The sequence below is a fragment of the Ancylobacter sp. IITR112 genome (assembly GCF_041415945.1).
Classification (GTDB): domain Bacteria; phylum Pseudomonadota; class Alphaproteobacteria; order Rhizobiales; family Xanthobacteraceae; genus Ancylobacter.
The window spans coordinates 1077938-1095766 of record NZ_JBGCUS010000001.1 but is presented as its reverse complement, the minus strand read 5'-3'; the positions used below and the strand labels follow the sequence as shown (position 1 = coordinate 1095766).

General features: G+C 68.1%; 13 protein-coding genes and 1 pseudogene. 10 read left to right on the top strand and 4 right to left on the bottom strand.

Annotated elements, in window-relative coordinates; all coding sequences use genetic code 11:
- Position 1 precedes the first annotated feature (1 nt).
- The 7 genes and pseudogenes from AAC979_RS04975 (at position 2) to AAC979_RS04945 (ending at position 8208) form a co-directional block, all read left to right on the top strand.
- Positions 2-907, top strand: a complete 906-nt coding sequence (locus tag AAC979_RS04975) for an ABC transporter substrate-binding protein (RefSeq protein WP_371345740.1) — start codon at positions 2-4, stop codon at positions 905-907.
- Positions 897-2894, top strand: a complete 1998-nt coding sequence (gene fhuB / locus AAC979_RS04970; protein WP_371345739.1) for a Fe(3+)-hydroxamate ABC transporter permease FhuB — start codon at positions 897-899, stop codon at positions 2892-2894. Before AAC979_RS04975 ends, fhuB begins: the two co-directional genes overlap by 11 nt.
- Positions 2891-3640, top strand: a complete 750-nt coding sequence (gene fhuF / locus AAC979_RS04965) for a siderophore-iron reductase FhuF (RefSeq protein WP_371345738.1) — start codon at positions 2891-2893, stop codon at positions 3638-3640. Before fhuB ends, fhuF begins: the two co-directional genes overlap by 4 nt.
- On the top strand, positions 3637-5280 hold the full coding sequence (locus AAC979_RS04960) for a cyclic peptide export ABC transporter (RefSeq protein WP_371345737.1): 1644 nt from the start codon (positions 3637-3639) through the stop codon (positions 5278-5280). The genes fhuF and AAC979_RS04960 overlap by 4 nt, the downstream gene beginning before the upstream one ends.
- Positions 5277-5591 (top strand): ATP-binding cassette domain-containing protein, encoded by a 315-nt coding sequence (locus AAC979_RS04955; protein WP_371345736.1) that lies wholly within the window; start codon positions 5277-5279, stop codon positions 5589-5591. Before AAC979_RS04960 ends, AAC979_RS04955 begins: the two co-directional genes overlap by 4 nt.
- 311 nt (positions 5592-5902) lie before the next feature.
- Positions 5903-6900 (top strand): annotated as a pseudogene (locus AAC979_RS04950) (integrase core domain-containing protein).
- Positions 6901-7005: 105 nt separating this feature from the next.
- A complete protein-coding gene (locus AAC979_RS04945; RefSeq protein WP_371345735.1) occupies positions 7006-8208 on the top strand; it encodes a hypothetical protein in 1203 nt (400 codons plus the stop codon).
- Positions 8209-8357: 149 nt separating this feature from the next.
- Here AAC979_RS04945 and gstA read toward each other — a convergent pair whose 3' ends face one another.
- The 4 genes from gstA to AAC979_RS04925 all read right to left on the bottom strand — a co-directional run bounded on the left by gstA (position 8358) and on the right by AAC979_RS04925 (position 13600).
- Complete coding sequence (gene gstA / locus AAC979_RS04940; protein WP_371345734.1) at positions 8358-8972, bottom strand: glutathione transferase GstA; 615 nt, start codon at positions 8970-8972, stop codon at positions 8358-8360.
- A 136-nt stretch (positions 8973-9108) separates the two neighbouring features.
- On the bottom strand, positions 9109-10806 hold the full coding sequence (locus tag AAC979_RS04935; protein WP_371345733.1) for an FAD-binding oxidoreductase: 1698 nt from the start codon (positions 10804-10806) through the stop codon (positions 9109-9111).
- A gap of 2 nt (positions 10807-10808) precedes the next feature.
- Positions 10809-12113, bottom strand: coding sequence for a (Fe-S)-binding protein (locus AAC979_RS04930; protein WP_371345732.1), 1305 nt, complete (start codon positions 12111-12113; stop codon positions 10809-10811).
- A complete protein-coding gene (locus AAC979_RS04925) occupies positions 12110-13600 on the bottom strand; it encodes an FAD-binding oxidoreductase (protein WP_371345731.1) in 1491 nt (496 codons plus the stop codon). The genes AAC979_RS04930 and AAC979_RS04925 overlap by 4 nt, the downstream gene beginning before the upstream one ends.
- 410 nt (positions 13601-14010) lie before the next feature.
- On the opposite strand from AAC979_RS04925, the gene AAC979_RS04920 reads away from it, so the two are divergent.
- From AAC979_RS04920 to AAC979_RS04910, 3 genes are all read left to right on the top strand, one after another.
- Complete coding sequence (locus AAC979_RS04920; RefSeq protein WP_371345730.1) at positions 14011-14535, top strand: MarR family winged helix-turn-helix transcriptional regulator; 525 nt, start codon at positions 14011-14013, stop codon at positions 14533-14535.
- 461 nt (positions 14536-14996) lie between these two features.
- Entirely contained in the window at positions 14997-16190 is a 1194-nt protein-coding gene (locus AAC979_RS04915) for an MFS transporter (protein ID WP_371345729.1), read from the top strand.
- A gap of 201 nt (positions 16191-16391) precedes the next feature.
- Positions 16392-17780, top strand: a complete 1389-nt coding sequence (locus tag AAC979_RS04910) for a carbohydrate porin (RefSeq protein WP_371345728.1) — start codon at positions 16392-16394, stop codon at positions 17778-17780.
- Positions 17781-17829: the final 49 nt, after the last annotated feature.

Genomic DNA, 17829 nt, shown 5'->3' with positions numbered 1-17829 from the left:
GGTGCGCCGTCCCAGCCGGCGCGACGCCCTCGCCCTGGCCGGGGCGGCGCTGCTCGCGCCGTCCATCGGCGGGGCGGCCGGCACTGATGCGCCCCCGCGCATCGCCGCCCTCGAACTCGACATCGCCGAGGCCATGCTGGCGCTCGGCGTCGCGCCGGTGGCGATGGCGGAGGCGGCGCGGTTCCGGGCGCTGTTTCCCGGCACGCCGCTGCCGGCCGCCTGCGCCGAGCTCGGGGCGTCGTGGGAGCCCAATCTTGAGCGGCTTCAGCACATCGCTCCCGCGCGCATCCTCGCCTCGTCCGACCGGCTGATGCTTGTGCGGCAGCTCCGGCGCATCGCCCCGGTGACGGTGATCGCGACGCAGGAGACGGATGGGCGCCGCCAGCGTGGCGTCGAGCTGCTGCGGCTGATCGGCCGCGACCTCGGCCGCGCGGCCGACGCCGACGCCATACTCGCGTCGGCGGACGCGCGGCTCGCGGCGTTGCGCCGGCGGCTCGCGGGGCGCGACCTTCCGCCCGTCTTCCTCGTGTCGCTGGTCGACGGCGGCACCCATCTCGAATTTTACGGCGCCGGCTGCCTGCTCGACGATGCGCTGCGGGCGCTCGGCCTGCGCAATGCCTGTACGCTCCCCATGCCGGCCTATGGCTGGAGCATCGCCGGCATCGAGCATCTCGCCGACCTGCCGGCGGCCGCGCTGCTCGTGCTCGATTTCGGCGCGCCCACGCGCCGCACGCTGCGTCGGCTCGAGACGGGCGCGCTCTGGCGGCGCCTGCCGCCGGTCGCCGCCGGGCGGATGCATCTTGTGCGGGCGGCGAGCGTTTGGGGCGGCGTGCCCACTCTCGTCACCTTTGCCGGCGAAGTGACAGCGGCTCTGGAAGCGCCGGGTGGAGACGCCGATGGTCGCTGACGCGGCGAGGGCCATGTCCGGCACGCGACCGGCGCGGATCGGCGTAGCGCTAATTCTGCTCGGCGTCGTCGCGGCGACGGCGCTGACGGTGGACGGGCTTGCCTCTCGGCTTCCGCCGGAGCGATGGATCGGCGCGCTGCTCGCTCCCCGTACGGACACCGCGGAGCTGGTGTTCCATTTCGGCCTTCTTCCCCGTCTCGCCGTGAGCCTGCTGGCCGGCGCGGCTCTCGGGCTTTCCGGGGCGCTTTTCGGCAATGTTCTGCGCAACCCTCTCGCGGAACCCTCGACGCTCGGCACCTCGGCGGGCGCGAGCCTTGCACTGGCCGTCGCCACGCTTCACGCGCCCTTCCTGCTCGATCACGGCGGCTTCGGAGTCGCGCTCGCCGGGGCGCTGGCGGCCACCGCCGCGGCTCTGGCCATTGCCTGGCGAAGCCGGCTGTCGCCGCTCGTGCTGATCCTCGCCGGGCTGGTGGTCGGGCTTACATGCAGTGCCGCTGGCGGGGTGCTCGTGCTGCTGGAACATCATCACCTCTCGGCGCTGTTCCTCTGGCAGTCCGGTGCGCTGGCACAGGACGGGTGGCAGGTTGCGGGTGGGCTGGCGCTTCTGGTGGCGGCCGCCGCGGCGGCGTGCCTGCCGCTCCGGCGCCCGTTGGCGGCGCTGGAGCTGGACGACGCCGGCGCGCGTGCGCTGGGCGTGCCGGTGCCGACACTGCGTCTCGCCGCTCTCGCGGCCGCGACGGCCCTCGCCGCCGGCGTCGTCGCCGGCGTCGGTATCATCGCCTTTGTCGGCCTCGCGGCGCCGGCACTGGCGCGGCTTGCCGGGGCACGCGGCGTCGCCGGGCGGCTGATGGCGAGTCTGGGCACGGGGGCGCTGCTGCTCTGGCTGGCGGACCAGCTGACGCAGCTCATTGAACGATCGGCCGGCCTCGGCCCGCCGACCGGCGTGCTTACCGCCCTGCTCGGCGCTCCTCTGCTGCTGGTGCTGCTGCCCCGTCTGCGCGAGCCGCTGCATGCGCCCGCTTCCGCCGATCATGGGCCCGAAGGCCGGTCGTGGCCGTTCCTCGCGGGGGCGGCTGCCGCCACGCTCCTGGTGCTGGCGCTGGCGCTGCTGCTGGGGCGCGGCGAGCATGGCTGGTGGCTCGCTAGCCCGGGCGATCCGGTTCTTCACTGGCGCTGGACCCGCACCGTCTCGTCTTTCGGCGCCGGCGCCATGCTCGGCTTGGCCGGCCTGATGATCCAGCGCGTCAGCGCCAATCCGATGGCAAGTCCGGAGGTGCTCGGCATCTCCACCGGCGCGGCCGCCGGTGCCACCCTTGCCGTGCTGTTCGCCCCGATGGTCGAGCGCCCGCTCGTGCTGGGCGGCGCCTTCGCCGGCGCGGCCGCGACGACGTTCGCGCTACTGATTCTCGGGCGCCGCTCCGGCTACGCACCGGAGCGGCTGCTGCTCACCGGCGTGGCCCTTGCCAGCGTCGTCGGTGCCTTCCTCACGCTGATGATGCTCAGCGGTCATCCGCAGCTCGATCTCCTGTTGCGGATGATGGCGGGCTCGACCTATCTCGCGTCGGCTGACGAGGCCGTGATCCTGGTGGCCGCCGCGGCGGCGGGGCTGCCGCTGCTGGCGCTCACCGCGCGGGCGCTGACCCTGCTTCCGCTCGGCGCGGCGGTGGCGGGATCGCTTGGCCTTGCCGTCCGGCGCGGCCGGCTCGCCATTCTCGTGCTGGTCTGCGGTCTCACGGCGGCGGCGACGCTGGTGACGGGGCCGCTCAGCTTCGTCGGGCTGATCGCCCCCCATGCCGCCCGCCTGCAGGGCATGCGGCGGCCCGGCGCGCAGGGCATCGCCGCCATGCTTCTCGGTGGAACGCTGATGGCTGCGGGGGACTGGCTCGGGCGCAACCTCGCCTTTCCCTGGCAATTGCCAGCCGGGCTCGTCGTGAGCCTCGCCGGTGGCCCCTATTTCCTCTGGCTGATGCTGCGGAGGCACCGATGAACCCCCGCCCGGCAGACGCAACCCGGCCGCTGGAGGTGCTGCCGCCGGAAGTGGCGGGCGCCTATGGCTATGTCAATTCCTGCCTCTGGCTGCCCCCCGGGCCGGGCGGCGCGGTGCCGGGGGTATCGTTGCGGCAAGGCGAGCCGCTCGTCCGGCTCGTCGATGCCTTCGGCGCTTCCTTTTGCGGCTGCGACCACCGCGCCGTCGTCTCCATGTGGTTCCAGATCTACGTCGCCGCCCTGCTGCCGCCGCTGTTCGCCGCCAACACGTATGGCGGGCCCGGGCTGCGCGCCGAACTGGACACGGCCGGCGTGCTGATCGCGGCCGACGGCACCTGCACCGGCTTTGTGCTGGAAGGCGCCGCGCCGGCGCGGGGTGACCCCTTCGAGCGCTTCGGACCCGTTTTCCTCGATCATCTGGCGCCGCTGATCGAGGCTCTGGCCGCCGGGACACACGTCTCGCGGCGGCTGCTCTGGGCCAATGTCGCGGAAAGCCTTCAGGCGATCGCCGCCGTCGCCGAGCACATACCCGGCGCACCGCCGGATGCCGGGGCCGACGCGGATCTGCTGCTCGAATCGCCGCTGTGGCCGGACGGTCGCCGCAACCCGCTCGCCGGGCATACGCGCTACGCGCCGACCGACCACGCGCACCGGGAGCGGTCGCGTCGGGTCTGCTGCCTGCGGCACATGCTCCCCGGTTTCGAGACCTGCCCGGCGTGCCCGGCCCCTCCGGACCGCACGCCATGATGCCGATCCTGACGCTGCTTGCACCGTTTCGCGGGGCGCTGGCGCTCTCCGGCCTTCTGGGCGCACTCGCCAGCGCCGCGACCGTTGCCCTGCTGGCGGCAACCAGCGCGCTGCTGGCCGAAGCGGAGCGGAGCGTCGACATGCTGGCGATTTTCGCCCTGCTCTGCCTTATCGCCTTCGGCGGCAACGCGCTGACCGACGTCATCACCAACAAGGCCGGGCAGAAGCTGGTGGCGGCGCTCCGTCGCTCGCTGGCGGAGGGAATCCTCGCCGCACCGGTGGACCGGCTGGAGCACTACCGCACGCATCGGCTCATGCCGGTGCTGACCGGAGACATCGACGCCATCAGCGACCTCGCCTTCCTGTTCGCGCCGCTCGCCACCGCGGGCGCGGTCATCCTCGGCTGCGTCGCCTACCTCGTCTGGCTGGCGCCGGCGCTGGCGCTGGCGGCATGCCTGCCACTCGCCCTCGGCGCGGGCGCCGTCTATGCGGCGCGAGCCCGGGGCATGGCCGGCTTTTGGGAGGCACGCGACGGCGAGGACCGCCTGCACGCCTCCTACCGCACCCTTATCGAGGGTGCGCGGGAATTGAGGCTAAGCCGATCCCGCCGCAGCGAACTGCTAGAGGGCCGGATGGCGCCCACCATCGAGACCATCCGCCGGGTGAACACACACGCGATCAACATCTTCGTCGTCGCCAACGCGGCCGGCTCGACGCTCTATTTCGCCGTCATCGCCGTGGTGGCGGCACTCGGGGCACGGTTCGGCACATGGTTCGGAACGCAGGCCCCCGAGGTGCTGACCGGTTTCGTGCTGGTGCTGCTCTACATGAAGGGGCCCGTCGATCAGGTCATGCAGTCGCTGCCTGCGCTCGTGCGGGCCCAGGTCTCGCTGCGGCGCGTCGCCGAACTGCGCGAAACCTTCGCGGCGGTGCCGGATCTCCTAACTGACAGGAAGGTGGGTCTCGGGACCTCCGCCTTCGAACGCCTCGCCCTGCGCGGTGTGTGCTACGTCTATCCTCGCGAGGCGGGCCGCGCGTCCTTCTCCGTCGGTCCCCTCGACTTCGCCCTCGAGGCCGGCGAGCTGGTGTTTCTGATCGGCGCCAACGGCTCGGGCAAGACGACCCTCGTCAATCTCCTGCTCGGCCTTTATGCGCCGTCGCAGGGCGCGGTGTATCTGAACGGAGATCGGATCGGCGCCGCGGAACGCGACGCCTACCGGCAGCATTTCTCGGCCGTGCTGTCGGATTATTTCCTGTTCGACACGCTGCCGGCCGGGGCCGAGGCGACGGGTGCCGCCAACCAGATCGCCCGCCTCGGCCTCGGCGAGAAACTCTCCGTCGAGGGCGGCCGGCTTTCCACGCTCGATCTCTCCGCTGGCCAGAGAAAACGCCTCGCGCTGGTGCATGCCTGGCTGGAAGACCGGCCCGTCGTGGTGTTCGACGAATGGGCCGCCGACCAGGACCCGCAGTTCCGGCAGATCTTCTACGAGGAGCTGCTTCCCGAATTGAAACGGCGCGGCAAGGCGATCATCGCCATCAGCCATGACGACCGCTATTTCTACCTCGCCGACCGGCTTGTGCGCATGGATGGCGGCCGGGTCGTCGCCGAGCATGGCACGGATGGAGACCAAGTGGAATGAATGGCCACATCGGGGATTCGATGGCGGCCTTCGTGCTTGAGGAAGCCGGCTTCCGGATCGGGGATCGGGCGCTGCTCGTGCCGACCTCGCTGACGCTGCCGCACCGGCGCGTCGTCGGCCTCATCAGTCCGAACGGCTCCGGCAAGCCCACCCTGCTCAAGCTGCTCGCCCGGCAAATGCCGGCGGGCGCCGGCACGATCCGCTTCGAGGGGAAGGATCTCGCTGCCTGGATCCACCGCGGCTTCGCTCGCCGCGCTGGCCGGCGATTTGACGGGCGCGTGAAATTACGAATGCCCATCCCGTATTCTTAAATATAACAATTCAATATATCTGTTCTTTAGATTGGCTACGGACCATTGAATTTGCCGATTATTTGACGGCTGGCAATAGCTGGGACGTATCAGTCGCCGAAGGCACTCCCACCCATGCTTCATTCCTGCTTTGCAATGGTGATTTTTCTGCAGGAGTGCCGCGACTTCCGAGGGGGCGCGGCATGATATGCTGGCGGCAACGTCTGGAGCGACTGTTCGTGTTCCACGGCCGTCGGCTTGAGGCGATGGTCGCGCGGCGGGTGAAGGACCGCGACGTCGCCGCCGAGATCGTGCAAGATGTGTTCTGCCGAGTGCTGCGGGCCGGGAGCCACGGCACGCTCGATGACGATACCAAGGTGCTCTACGCCTCGGACGCGACGTTCTACAACTGGCGCAAGAAATATGCGGGGCTGATGCTTCGGAGATGCGGCGTCTGCGCCAGCTTGAGGACGAGAACGCCAAGCTGAAGCGGATCGTGGCCGACCTGTCGCTCGACAAGGCCATGTTGCAGGACGTGCTGTCAAAAAAGCTCTGAGGCCTGCGCGCAAGCGTGCGCTTGTGGACAGGCTGCGGGAAGACTGGAAGGTGTCGGCCAGGCGTGCCTGTGCCACGCTGGCGGTTGATCGTGCGCTCTATGCCTACAAGTCGAAGCGGGGCACGCAGGCCGAGCTTAACCAGCGGATCAAGGAGATCTGCGAGACGCGCGTGCGTTATGGCTATCGCCGGGTGCATGTGCTCCTGCGGCGTGAGGGCCGGGTGGTCAATCCGAAGCGGATCTATCGTCTTTACAAAGACTTGGGCTTTCAGTTGCGGAACAAGGTGCCCAAGCGCCGGGTGAAGGCGAAGCTGCGGGCCGACCGCCGTCCGGCGACGCGGAGCAATGAGACCTGGGCCATGGATTTCGTCCACGACCAGCTCGCCACGGTATCCGCGGTTCAGCTATGGGGGCGAGGATGTCGTGCTGACGCTGGAGCGGATCTGCCGCAGCGTGGGCTATCCGCAGAGCGTCCGGGTGGATCAGGGATCGGAGTTCGTCAGTCGGGATCTCGACCTGTGGGCCTATCAGAAGGGCGTGGTGCTCGACTTCTCACGGCCCGGCAAGCCGACCGATAACGGCTTCATCGAGTCGTTCAACGGCAAGCTCCGGGCCGAATGCCTGAACACGCACTGGTTCATGAGCCTTGACGACGCGCGGGCGAAAATGGAGGCTTGGCGCAGAGACTACAACGAGGTCCGTCCGCACAGCGCGATCGGCAACAAGCCGCCGATCGCGCTCATGAATGGCCCTCCGGCATCCCCGCCGGAATGAGCCCTAACCCCGGAATTTTCCAGCTCCGGCTGGCCTAGAAACGGGGAGCGCTTCAGAGCGGCCCCGCCTTCGCCGTGGCCGGATGCACTTCCCCTCCATGCCGTCATGCGCCTGAGCGCGATGGTCGGAGGTTCGGAAATCCGTGGCCCGCAAGTGGCTATAGACAGCCTGGCGGACCCGGAAAGATGGGAGGCGGAGGCCGTCGGCTTCGATATCCTGGCGGGCGGCGAGGTGGAGATCTTCGCCTTCCTGGATCGCCTGCAATCTTCCTTCCTGGACGGCCATGTGCGCCATGGCCCCATCCGCTGTTCGGGCCTGTATGAATGGTTGGCGCACCAGACCGATGATCCGGCCTGTGATCCCATGCGCGAGCTCATGTGGCGCCATGCGGTCGAGACGCTGCCGATCGGCCCGGGAGACACGCTCTTCGGCCGGGAAGTGCCGAGCCGCAAGCTGCATTCGGTGCGGTCCGCGTCCCTGGAGCATGGCCTGCACCCCAAGCCTACCCGCAGGCTGCTGCGCGAGGCTGGCCTCGTCGACGAGGCGTCCGATCGTTTGGCGGATGATCGTGTGGTTGTGGATGCCGGTGAGGCCGATCGTTTCCTGCGCGGGATAGCCGGCACCATGAGTCAGGAGGCGGCGGCACGCCATCTGGCGATCTCGCGGACGCATTTCATGCTGCTGGTGAAGGGGGGCGTGATCCAGCCGCGGATCGCCGGGGCGGTTCGCGAGGCCAACCATGTGTTCCTGCAAGTCGACCTCGATGCCTTCAGGGCCGCGCTGCTGAAGGCAGTCGATCGCGGCCTGGCGATCTCCGAAAGCTGCGCCGACATGCCGACGGCGGCGAAACGGGCATGTTGTTCTTTGGCGGAGATCGTACAGCTGATCATCGATGGGCGGCTTCAACACGTCGGGTTGCGCGAGGGAATGAAGGGTCTCGGCGCGTTGACGGTGGACGTCGAGGAGGTACGCGCGCTTGTCCGGGGAGAGGATCACGGCGGCCTGGCTCTTTCCCAGGTGGAGCGGAACCTTCACACATCGACACGCGCCGTGCGCGCGCTGGTTCGCGAAGGGCTTTTGCCAGTCGAGATGGCGAAGAATCCGGTTCGCCGTCAAATCCAGCCCGTCGTTCGCCCCGGCGTGCTCGCGGAGTTTGAACGCCAGTATGCCTCGCTCCAGACGCTGGCACGGGAGAGAGGCATTGGACACCTCGCCCTGAAGCGCGCCCTGGAAGCTGACGGCATTTCGCCGGCGCGCGATCCGAGTGTCCTTCACCTCACATTGTATCGGCGCGCCGACGTGACGTAGCCGTTGCGCATCGTCCGGCCCACGATCCACCGGCTCCGTCATGATCGGGAGCCGACTCGGCGGCTCGGATCACGGAAATGCCGCAGCCATCGAACAGGTCCCTCATTCCCCCTGTTCGCGCGACTTGGCTGCCGGCGTTACGGCATGCCTCAGGCGGGCGTTCCCTCCCGCTGCGCCATCACGGTGCGGACGGCGGGACGGTCGGCGATGCGGGCGAGATAGGCGCAAAGATGGGGCCAGCCGGACAGGTCGATCTCCTGCCGCCCGGCCCAGCCGAGCACCACGAAGGCATAGGCATCCGCGATGGTGAAGCTGTCGCCGGCAAGATAGTCGCTCGCCGACAGGCGCCGCTCGAGAACCCCGAATGCGCGCGGCAGCAGCAGGGTCTTGATCTGCTCGCGATAGTCCGGCGGCGTGTGCGGCCGGTTGAGCGGCGAGAAGGTTTTATGCAGTTCGGTGGCGATATAGTTCAGCCACTCCAGCACGCGGTACCGGCTCAACTCCGGGTGGGGCGGCAACAGACCGGACTGCGGCGCCAGATCCGCCAAATATTGCAGGATGACGGCCCCTTCCGTCAGAATCTCCCCGCTGTCGAGGACGAGGGTGGGCACCTGCCCCTTGGGATTGATCGCCATCAGGCTGGAGCCGTCGGGAAGCGCCTTGTCACGCAGGTTCACCGTGACCGGTTCGACGGAGACGTTGATCTCCGCCAGCACGATGGCGGTGGCGTCGGAGCAGGAACCGGGGAACTGATAGAGTTTCATCGCGGATCGACCTGAGTGAGGGGCGGCAGGAGCGTGGTGACACGGCGCCACGCGCGGCACGCCATTGCATCGCCTCTCAAAGGAGGCTCGGAGTGAGACGGCAAGGGTTCGGCACCGGTTGACGGTCGGTGCCGCCTCATTTGCGCTGCGGTAGCTTTTCCTTCCGGCTCGCCACGCCGAGAAGCAGGCAGACCAGATGCAGGGCCGGCGCGCCGGCACGCGAAAAGGCGATCTTCTGCAGCGTCGGCCACCATTTCACGAGTGGCATCTCCTTGATCCCGATATGGACGGTCGAGTCTGCGAGGCCCGGCGGATCGAGACGCCGCTTGATCCGCCGCATCCAGGTCGGCACATTGCTGTAGCGCGGCCCGAACAGCTCGATCAGCGGCCCGGCCATGAACGCCATGAAGCCGAGGCGGGGATTGTGGTCCACGAGGTTGAGATGCCTCAGAAAACCCTTCCAGCCCGCCGCGACGCCGGCCACCGTGCCGGCGCGCGAGGCGAGAATATTCTCGGTCCAGAGCTGCCGGCTCTCGGTCGGCCACACCCAGCAGCCCTCGATCCCGTCCGCCGCGAAATTGCGGCCCGGTACCCGTTCCTTCTCCATCAGCGACTCGCTGGCCCGGATCACATCCGGCAGCAGGTTGAACGTATCCATGACGCCGAAGCTGGTGCCGCCGGATCCGGCGCCGCGGAAGACGCGGCTCACATAGAGCGAGGTGACGAGCGAGCGCAGCAGCACCTCGCCATCGCCCTGCGGGAGGGCCATCATCCGCCCCCCGGTGTCGGCGACGATGTGGCGGACGGTTTTCTCCTGATAGGCCGTCTCCCCCGCCGAATGCCCGATGGTGAGGATCTGCCAGGCGAAGCGATTTTCCGCACGGGTGCATTCGGGCAGATCGCCGGCCTCCCTGCGGCTGGCATATTCGCCATTGCTCGCCGTCAGCGTCCAGCCGATATGGTTGGGCGGCATGCGCAGCAGCGCGTAGGCAACGCCCGCGCGGTTCAGCCGGAACGTCGCGTCGCGCATCTGCTCCACAGTGTCCCAGACGGGAAGGAACAGGCGCATGTTCGGCTCCAGCGCCATGCCGCGCATCGGGCTCGTCCCGGTCAGGGTGAGGCTCGGCGCGCCGGCCCATGGGTAGAGCTTATAGCCGATGCGGGTGAACACGCCGAGGCCGCCATTGGCACCGATCACGCCGCGCAGCATGCCGCGCAGGCCGGGCCCCGGCCCCTCCTCGCTGAACCAGTCCTCCTCGCCGCCGAGCGCCCCGAGGCGGACGATGTCGCCCGTGGGCGTCACCCACTCGACACCGAGAATGTTGCGAAAATTCGCGCCGGTGCTCGCCCCGGTGATGCCGATGCCGAGAAAGGAGGTGGCGGAGGCGAGCGGTGAGTGCGACGGTCCGGCGCCGACGATGTGGCAGTTCAGCCCGACCTTCATCGCCTCCGCCTGCAGCCGCCCCGCCGTCAGATAAGGCTCGATCACCGCCATCTGGTTGGCGGCGTCCAGCCTGACCAGGCGGTTCATCCGGCACAGGTCCAGCACCACCACGTCCTCGGCCGCGCTGAGATAGGTTCCGCCATTGCCGGAACTCAACGGGCGAAACCGGAGATTGCGCGCCACGCAGCATTTGATGATCGCCGCCACCTGCTCGGTCGTGTCGGGCATGACCACGGCGATCGGCCAGTTCTTGAGAAATTTCGGCCCCGGCATCGAGCCGACCCCGGCATTCCAGGCATAGCTGCAGACGATGCTCGGGTCATTGGTGGCATGGGCCTCGCCGACGATCGCCTGCAGCGCGAACAGAACTTCCTTGCGGTCTTGCGTCATGGTCAGATTTCCGCGGCCGGGGTGAGCGAGGGAGCGGCCTGTCGGCTGCGGGCGAACTCCACCAGCCCGACAACCGCGATCGGGATCTGCTCGGTCACCGCCACCTCCTTCATGTGGCGCGCACAGGCGGTGCAACTGGTGACGAGAGTCTCCGCCCCCGTGCGGTGCGCTTCCCGCAGCCGGTGCACCGCCGCCGCCTGGGCGAAAGCGGGATTCGCCTCCTTGGCCCCGCCCCCGGCGCCGCAGCAGAAGGTGAATTCGCGCACGCGCTCCATCTCCACGATCTGCGCACCCGCCGCTTCCAGCACATGGCGCGGCGCGTCATAGACGCCCTGGACGCCGAGATGCAGTTCGGCGGTCGGCCGCAGGGCGGGCAGCGAGTTATAGACGACGACGGTCTCCGCCTGCCGGGGGCGCCGCTCCTCTCCGAGCCGGCCGAGACGGCAGGAATCGTGATAGGTCACGAGTTCGGGCGCGGGCTGCGCAGCCGCGGCGGCGAGGTTTTGCGCCAGCCATTGCGACACATGGACAATCTCGACGCCGTCCAGCGCGATGCCGAGGCGGGGATAGATGTTGCGGAAAGCGGAGAAGGAATCGTCGCCATAGACGATCAGCGTGTCGGCCCCGCTCTCCTTCACCCAGGCCGCCGTGCGCCGGGCCAAGTCGGCCGCCAGTTCCTGGTCGCCGACATCATAGGCGAAGCCGCCCGTGTCGGGCTCATCCGCGCCACCCACGGCGAAATCGACACCCCGTCGCGCGAGTTCCGCGCAGACAAAGAGCAGGGACGGCCATTCATCCGCGTCGAACGCCGCGGTCCCGACATGGAACAGGCACCGTGCCCGCGCCTTGGCGGTCTGCTTCAACTCCAGTCCGGCGAACCAGTCCGCCCGGCGGCTCTCCGGCAGGCCCAGGGCGTTGCCGGCGTGGCGCAGATGGTCAAGCATCGCCCGCAGGGGCGCCGGCGCATGCCCATCGGCCGTCACCTTGCGCCGCAGCGCGTAGAGCGAATCCAGCGGCTCGACGAATTCGGCGAACAGGGTCTTGCAGCTCGTATCGCAGCCACCGCACATGGAGCACGAATAGACGTTGTCGATGAACGCCTCCGTGTACTCCGTGCGCTGGTGCAGCAGCGCATAGGCGGCGATCAGCTTTCCCCCGCCCGTGTAGGAAAAGAACTTTCCGTAATGGACGCTCGGACAGATCTCCGCAAAGGCCTCGCTGCGGATTTCAGGTACCCATTTGCAGAAGGTGCAGCGGGTACAACTGGCGATCTTGTCGTGCAGGCTTTCAAGAGTGGTAGCGGTCATTGGAAGCCGAGCCTCCCGGGATTGAGGATGTGGTCGGGATCGAAGATGGACTTCGTCTCGCGCAGCAGCGGCAGGATGGTGGAGTTGCGACGGAAGGCCATCTCGGCCCAGGCGCCATAGGGCCGGCTGAAGAAGCCGCCCTGGGCGCAGCAGGCCTCGGCGAGGTCGGCGGCGATGCCGTCGGCTGCCGCCACCGCGAAGGTCGCGTCGGGGTCATGGGCCAGCACGAATTCGAGATGGCAATTGCGCCCATGGAGCCGGGGCTGGACATAGACGGACAAGGTCACGCCAGGGGCGCGGGCGACCCGCTCCTGCGCCAGGGCGACGAAGCGCTCGACCCGGTCCAACTGCGTCAGGAAGAACACGGAGCGGTGCGCGCCCGCGATGCGATCCTTATAGTCGTCGGCGGGCGGGCGGGCCTGTAGGGCGGAGATCTCCTGCGCGGAACGCCCGCCCAGTTCGTCGACCGCCGCAAGCCCGGCCTTCGCGGCGAGATGCGCGAGATCCTCGCGCTGATAGGCGATCCGTTCCTCGGGGAACTCCGAACAGGCGGCAAGCTGCACATACAGCACGAAGGGTGGCAGCCCCGCCGCCACCTCCGCGATACGTTCGGGCTCGGTCTCCAGCACCGCGGCCAGATGCACGCCGCTGGCGATGAAGGTCGCACGCCCGATGCGGCGGCGATGCAGTTCGAGCGAGAGACGCGCGAGCGGGGCGAGGCTGTCGGCGCCCACAAAGCACGCCTCCTCCAGCAGCGGCAGCCGCTCGCAGAGAATGGCGGCCCAGCACAGGATCGCCAGCGTTCCCTGCGAACCCTGAACCACGCGCAGGAAGTCGGTGCCCGCCGGCCCGACAGCGGTGAGGTAGCGCAGCCCCGCCGCCCAATTCTCATCGAGCGAGCCGCTGATGGCGGCGCCGCCGGTGCGGAACGTCTCTCCCGTGCCGAAGACGAGTTGCGCGCCGCCGAACGGGTCCACCACATCCCATTGCTCGGATGACTGCAGGGTAGGCTCGCGTTCGAGATAGCTCGCCAGTACCGATTTTCCGGCGCGGGGCAGCAAGGGTTTGAAGGCACGCAGACCCTGCGGGGCCAGCAGGGCGTCGAGGGCGCCGAAGGTGACGCCGGGCTCGATAACGGCGACCGCGTCCTGGCCGTCGACCTTCAGCATCTGGTCCATGCCGCCGAGATCGACGAACAAGGTGGGCTGTTCCGCGGTGGCACCGCGCCGGCGCGGGCCCGGCGCGGAACTGAACGTCGTCAGCGCCATGCCCTGCTCCCGCGCCCACCGCACCAGCGCCGCCACCTCCTGCGTGCCACGCGGGCGCACCACGCCGAGGGGCGGGGCCTCGCGGCCCGTCGGGCGCGCAGGCAGATAGGCCGAGAGGCTGGCCTCCTCGACGTTCAGCCCGCTGGCGCGCAAGCCGCCGAAATCGGGCGTCCGCGGTCGATGGCGCCGGAGCGCCGCCTGGCGGGGGAATGCTGGCATGGTGCTGTCCCTCTTGATGGAGCGGCGCACGGCCGCGGCGCCCGCATGCGTCATCGGGCCCCCGCACGCGGCGGGCGCGAGCCGGTGGTGCTGGACGAACGGCATGGCGGCGATCGCGTGCTGGCACGGGTTAGCGTGTCCACCGGCGCGGCATTGGCGTGATCAGGTCGCCTCCCGGGCGACCCTGGGGTTCTTGGTCTTGGGTTGTTGAAAACGGATCATCACCAGGATGAGGACATAGTCAATATACTTGACTATAATAATTCAATATACCTCTCTGCTCCCACCCGGAACCGCCCTCGATCGTCCACCGCCGCAGGCGGCTTGAACCGAACGGAACCCGGCCCTAGCCTGCGCGCCGGCAGGCCGAATCCCGGGAAGCGACACCCGCCAACGGACGGACGGAAGTGATGAAAGCGCGCCCCCTCCCCATCCTGCCCAAATTGCTCCGCGCCATTTACTGGTTCGACGAGGCCCTGCGCGCGACGCAGGTGCGGATGGGCCAAACCCCGGTGACGCGGGCGCAAGCGATGCTGCTGATCAATGTCGCCTTGGGCGAGCGCCGGCCGGTTCGCCTGGCGCGCGCGCTCGGAGTGACGAAGCAGGCAGTCAGCCTCATGCTGGCGGACCTCGCGGCGGCGGGGGCCATTGTGATGCAGCCCGACCCGGACGATGCGCGAGCCTCGCTGGTGGCGTTCAGCCCGGCCGGAATGAGCGATCTCGAAGTCATCTTCGCGGCGCTCGCGGAGATGGAGACACATCTCGCGACGGTAATCGGCGAGGACCGAATGACCGTGCTGCGGGCGATCCTCGACATGGAGTGGGGCTCGGCGCCCGCCCTCACCGCACCGGACACCGCCAAGGCGCCTCGCGCGCCCGAATCGCCCGCGCACACCACGGCCCCGCGCGCCTCGCGGCGCAAGGCTCGGCGCTGACGCCCGCGAAGACACGCGGTACCCAGCAGTCCCGCACGGGCTGAAACTGGTCAATTTTCTTGTCGTTGCGGTCGTATTTCTGCTGCGGGTGCTCCGGCGCGGAGAGGCGGCAGGCACGCGCAGGCTGCAGAAGAACCGCCCGCCGAAGCGCGCGGCAGCCACTTACCGGCTAAAAATGTATTTTATTGATTGACATATTTTTTTCATCATGCAACCAAAGTTGCAATCATAAAAATTTCCTTGGGAGGAACACGTGGCTTTTCCATCGGACCCCATCCCCCGCCCCGCCTTCCGCACGCCTGCGGATGCGCCCGGCCCCGCGCCCATGGCGTGCCCGAAGCCGCCGGCACCGTCTCACCGGTCTGCGCGCCGGTCGGCATGCCGGCGTGCGGGGCGGGGGGCCGTTCACCTCGCCCTGCCGCTGGCGCCCCCTTTCCCGGGGGCGACCGTCGGAGGCGGCAATGGCACATGTTGACGCCGCCTCTTCGCGCCTCGCGCTGATCGTTGGCCATACGGCCGGCATGATCGACATGGTGTCGCTGCCCATCTGGGTCGGCGCGTTGCTGGCGGGCTATGGCTACACGCCGGCGCAGGCTGGAGGGCTGGTGACCGCCTTCCTCATCGGTGTCGTGGTCGCCAGCAGCGCTCTCGCGCCCCTGTTCCACCGATGGCCGATGCGCTGGGTGCCGGCGCTCGGCTTTGCCGGGGCCAGCCTCGCCTTTCTCGGCCTCTGGTTCGCCCCGGGCTTTTCCGCGTTTCTTGTCCTGCATCTGAGCGCCGGCCTCTGCGTGGGCGCCGCGCTTTCGGCCACCCATGGCACCATCGGCCGCACACGCAACCCGCACCGCACCTTCGCCTTCGCCACCATCGGCTTCGGGATCTTCGGCGCCCTCTTCGTCGTGTTCGCGGTTCAGGTGATTGCCGCAACGGCGCCGGCGAGCCTCTTTCTCATCTTCGCGGGCATCATGGCGATCGCCGCGACGGTCATGCTCATCCTGTTTCCCGCGAGCGAGGCCCCGCCGCCGACGCCCATCGCAGAGCCGGCGCCAGCCGCAGCGGCGCCACGGTTCAAGCCGGCGGTCTGGCTGCTGATCGCCGGCCTGCTCGGCATGAACTTCAACCAGTCGATGAACTTCAGCTTCGTGGAGCGCGTCGGCATAGATCAGGGTTGGCCGGCGTCGTCGGTCAGCGGCGTCCTCATCGCCGTCGCGCTTGTCAGCCTGCTGTCGGCGCCGCTGGCCGTGCTGCTGGAGAAGAGGCTCAACCCGCTTCATGTCGGCATGGCGGGCGCCCTGCTCCAGGCGCTGCTTTCGCTCGGGGTGACGAGTTCCCCGGCCTTTGCCGGTTATGCGGCCTGCGCCTGCCTGATCCCCTTCGTGATGATCTTCTCGCACACCTTTCTGTTCGGACTGATGTCGCGGGAAGAACCCACAGGGCGAGCGGTAGCCGCCAATCCCGCCATCACCATGGGCGGCGGCGCGCTGGGCCCGCTGATGGGTGGCATATTGGTGCAGACCCTGGGCTATGGCGGCCTTAGCGCGGCCACGGCTTTCGTCTCCACCGTGGTCATCGCGACCCTGCTCTGGGCCGGCGGCCAGATGCTGGCGCGACCGGTCGTGACGCGGCGCGCGGTGGCCAAGGAACCGGCCCGCTAGTCGGGTGCCGTTCCCGTAGCCGGCGGCGCCGCTCGATGCCGCCGGCCTATCGACCGGCTCTGCGCGCGTCGTCGCTGCGGCCGAGACCGTTCAGAACCTGAAATGACAGTGCGATCCGGCCGTCCGGGGCTCATCCGCAAGGAGACCGCCCGCCGGCGACGCATGTCCACCACCATCAACCTATAAATCCGGGGGCGGAAAATGACCTTCAACGCCAAGAAGACCTTGATGATAGCCGTCGCGGCGGCCGTGCTGGCAAGCGGCGCCCCGGCACAGGCGCAGCAGGATCTGCTCGGCGATCCCGATCCCGACGCCCTAAGCCAGCCGCCCGCGCCCGCCGGCCCTCTCACCAGCGTCGGCGAGGCCCTTCGCCAGATCGGCATCGACATGCGGCTGGACTTCGTCAACCTGTACTCGAACGCCCCGAATTTTGGCTACAAGACGGGCCAGTCGGGGAATTACGGGTTCCTGATCTTCGACACGACGCTCAACCTGTCGGAACATTTCAAGATCCGGTGGCAGGAGACCGTGAATACACCGGTCTACAACGTCGAAGATTACTATTTCCAACTGGCAAACGGCTTCTTCGCCACACTCCCCGTGCTCGACACGGCGACCGATCTGACGCGGCTCACCGCGCTTGGCGTCTTCCTGGACGGAAATCTCGAAATCGAGGCGGGCCGGATGAATATGTGGCCGGATTTCTTCCGGACGGAATATTGCGCAGGCATCGGATGCATCGCGCAGATACGCGCGCTGGTCCTCAACGCGCCGGGAAACACTCTGGCGGAATGGGGCGGCCGCGTCAGCTACAACCTCTCGCCGACGACCGTCATCGGCGCGGTGGTGACCGAGAACAACCCGGACAACTGGCAGACAGGCAATGGCTGGGACTGGGGCGAGGGCAATTCCGACGGCTACACCGCGGTCGCCCACATCGCGCAGCGCGAGAATTTCATGCAGAATCCGCTGCCGCTGAGCTACGAGATCGGCGCCTACCGATCCTCCACCCCTTACTATGACGCGCTCTACAATCCCGGATGGGGCAACCCCACCTTCGGTCCTGACCCGATTGTGGTGCAGCACGACGGCGGGACGAACGGCATCTTCGCGCAATTGCGCAAGGTGGTGTGGAGCGAACCCAATGGCACCCCCTTCCCCGAGAACATCGCGCTCTATGGCGGCGCCTTCTACACCTTCGGCGACGGCCAGGCCTACCCGCTCGAAGCCTATGCCGGCATCGAATATGGCGGGTTCTGGGCGCAGAACCCGATGACCTCCATTGGCGCAACGATCCATTATCTGGGCCTCAGCCAGGAACGCGCCGATTATGAAACCAATGCACGCCTGTTTTTCTCCGGCGATTACGATCCGCAGCCGCGTGACACCTATCAGATCGACGTTCACGCGCGGTTCGGCGTCTCCAAGTTCGGCATTCTGGAAGTGGGTGCCGCCTATATGATCAACCCGAACACGACGTTACTTGCCGATTATTCCAGCAGCCGAATGAAGGACGGCTTCGTGATCTATGCCGGCCTTTACATGGATCTCGGAACGCTCCTGGGCTTGTCCAAGCCGCTGATGCGGTAGCGCGGCAATCTCGCTCAAATAAAATATTTTTTCTTGACTAAAATATTTT

What these genes read in the sequence shown, in the direction of transcription:
- gstA (WP_371345734.1), bottom strand. Translation starts at nt 8,972, where the DNA reads ATGAAACTCTATCAGTTCCCCGGTTCCTGCTCCGACGCCACCGCCATC.
- AAC979_RS04955 (WP_371345736.1), top strand. Translation starts at nt 5,277, where the DNA reads ATGAATGGCCACATCGGGGATTCGATGGCGGCCTTCGTGCTTGAGGAA.
- AAC979_RS04935 (WP_371345733.1), bottom strand. Translation starts at nt 10,806, where the DNA reads ATGACGCAAGACCGCAAGGAAGTTCTGTTCGCGCTGCAGGCGATCGTC.
- AAC979_RS04910 (WP_371345728.1), top strand. Translation starts at nt 16,392, where the DNA reads ATGACCTTCAACGCCAAGAAGACCTTGATGATAGCCGTCGCGGCGGCC.
- fhuF (WP_371345738.1), top strand. Translation starts at nt 2,891, where the DNA reads ATGAACCCCCGCCCGGCAGACGCAACCCGGCCGCTGGAGGTGCTGCCG.
- AAC979_RS04930 (WP_371345732.1), bottom strand. Translation starts at nt 12,113, where the DNA reads ATGACCGCTACCACTCTTGAAAGCCTGCACGACAAGATCGCCAGTTGT.
- AAC979_RS04945 (WP_371345735.1), top strand. Translation starts at nt 7,006, where the DNA reads ATGCGCCTGAGCGCGATGGTCGGAGGTTCGGAAATCCGTGGCCCGCAA.
- fhuB (WP_371345739.1), top strand. Translation starts at nt 897, where the DNA reads ATGGTCGCTGACGCGGCGAGGGCCATGTCCGGCACGCGACCGGCGCGG.
- AAC979_RS04925 (WP_371345731.1), bottom strand. Translation starts at nt 13,600, where the DNA reads ATGCCAGCATTCCCCCGCCAGGCGGCGCTCCGGCGCCATCGACCGCGG.
- AAC979_RS04915 (WP_371345729.1), top strand. Translation starts at nt 14,997, where the DNA reads ATGGCACATGTTGACGCCGCCTCTTCGCGCCTCGCGCTGATCGTTGGC.
- AAC979_RS04960 (WP_371345737.1), top strand. Translation starts at nt 3,637, where the DNA reads ATGATGCCGATCCTGACGCTGCTTGCACCGTTTCGCGGGGCGCTGGCG.
- AAC979_RS04920 (WP_371345730.1), top strand. Translation starts at nt 14,011, where the DNA reads ATGAAAGCGCGCCCCCTCCCCATCCTGCCCAAATTGCTCCGCGCCATT.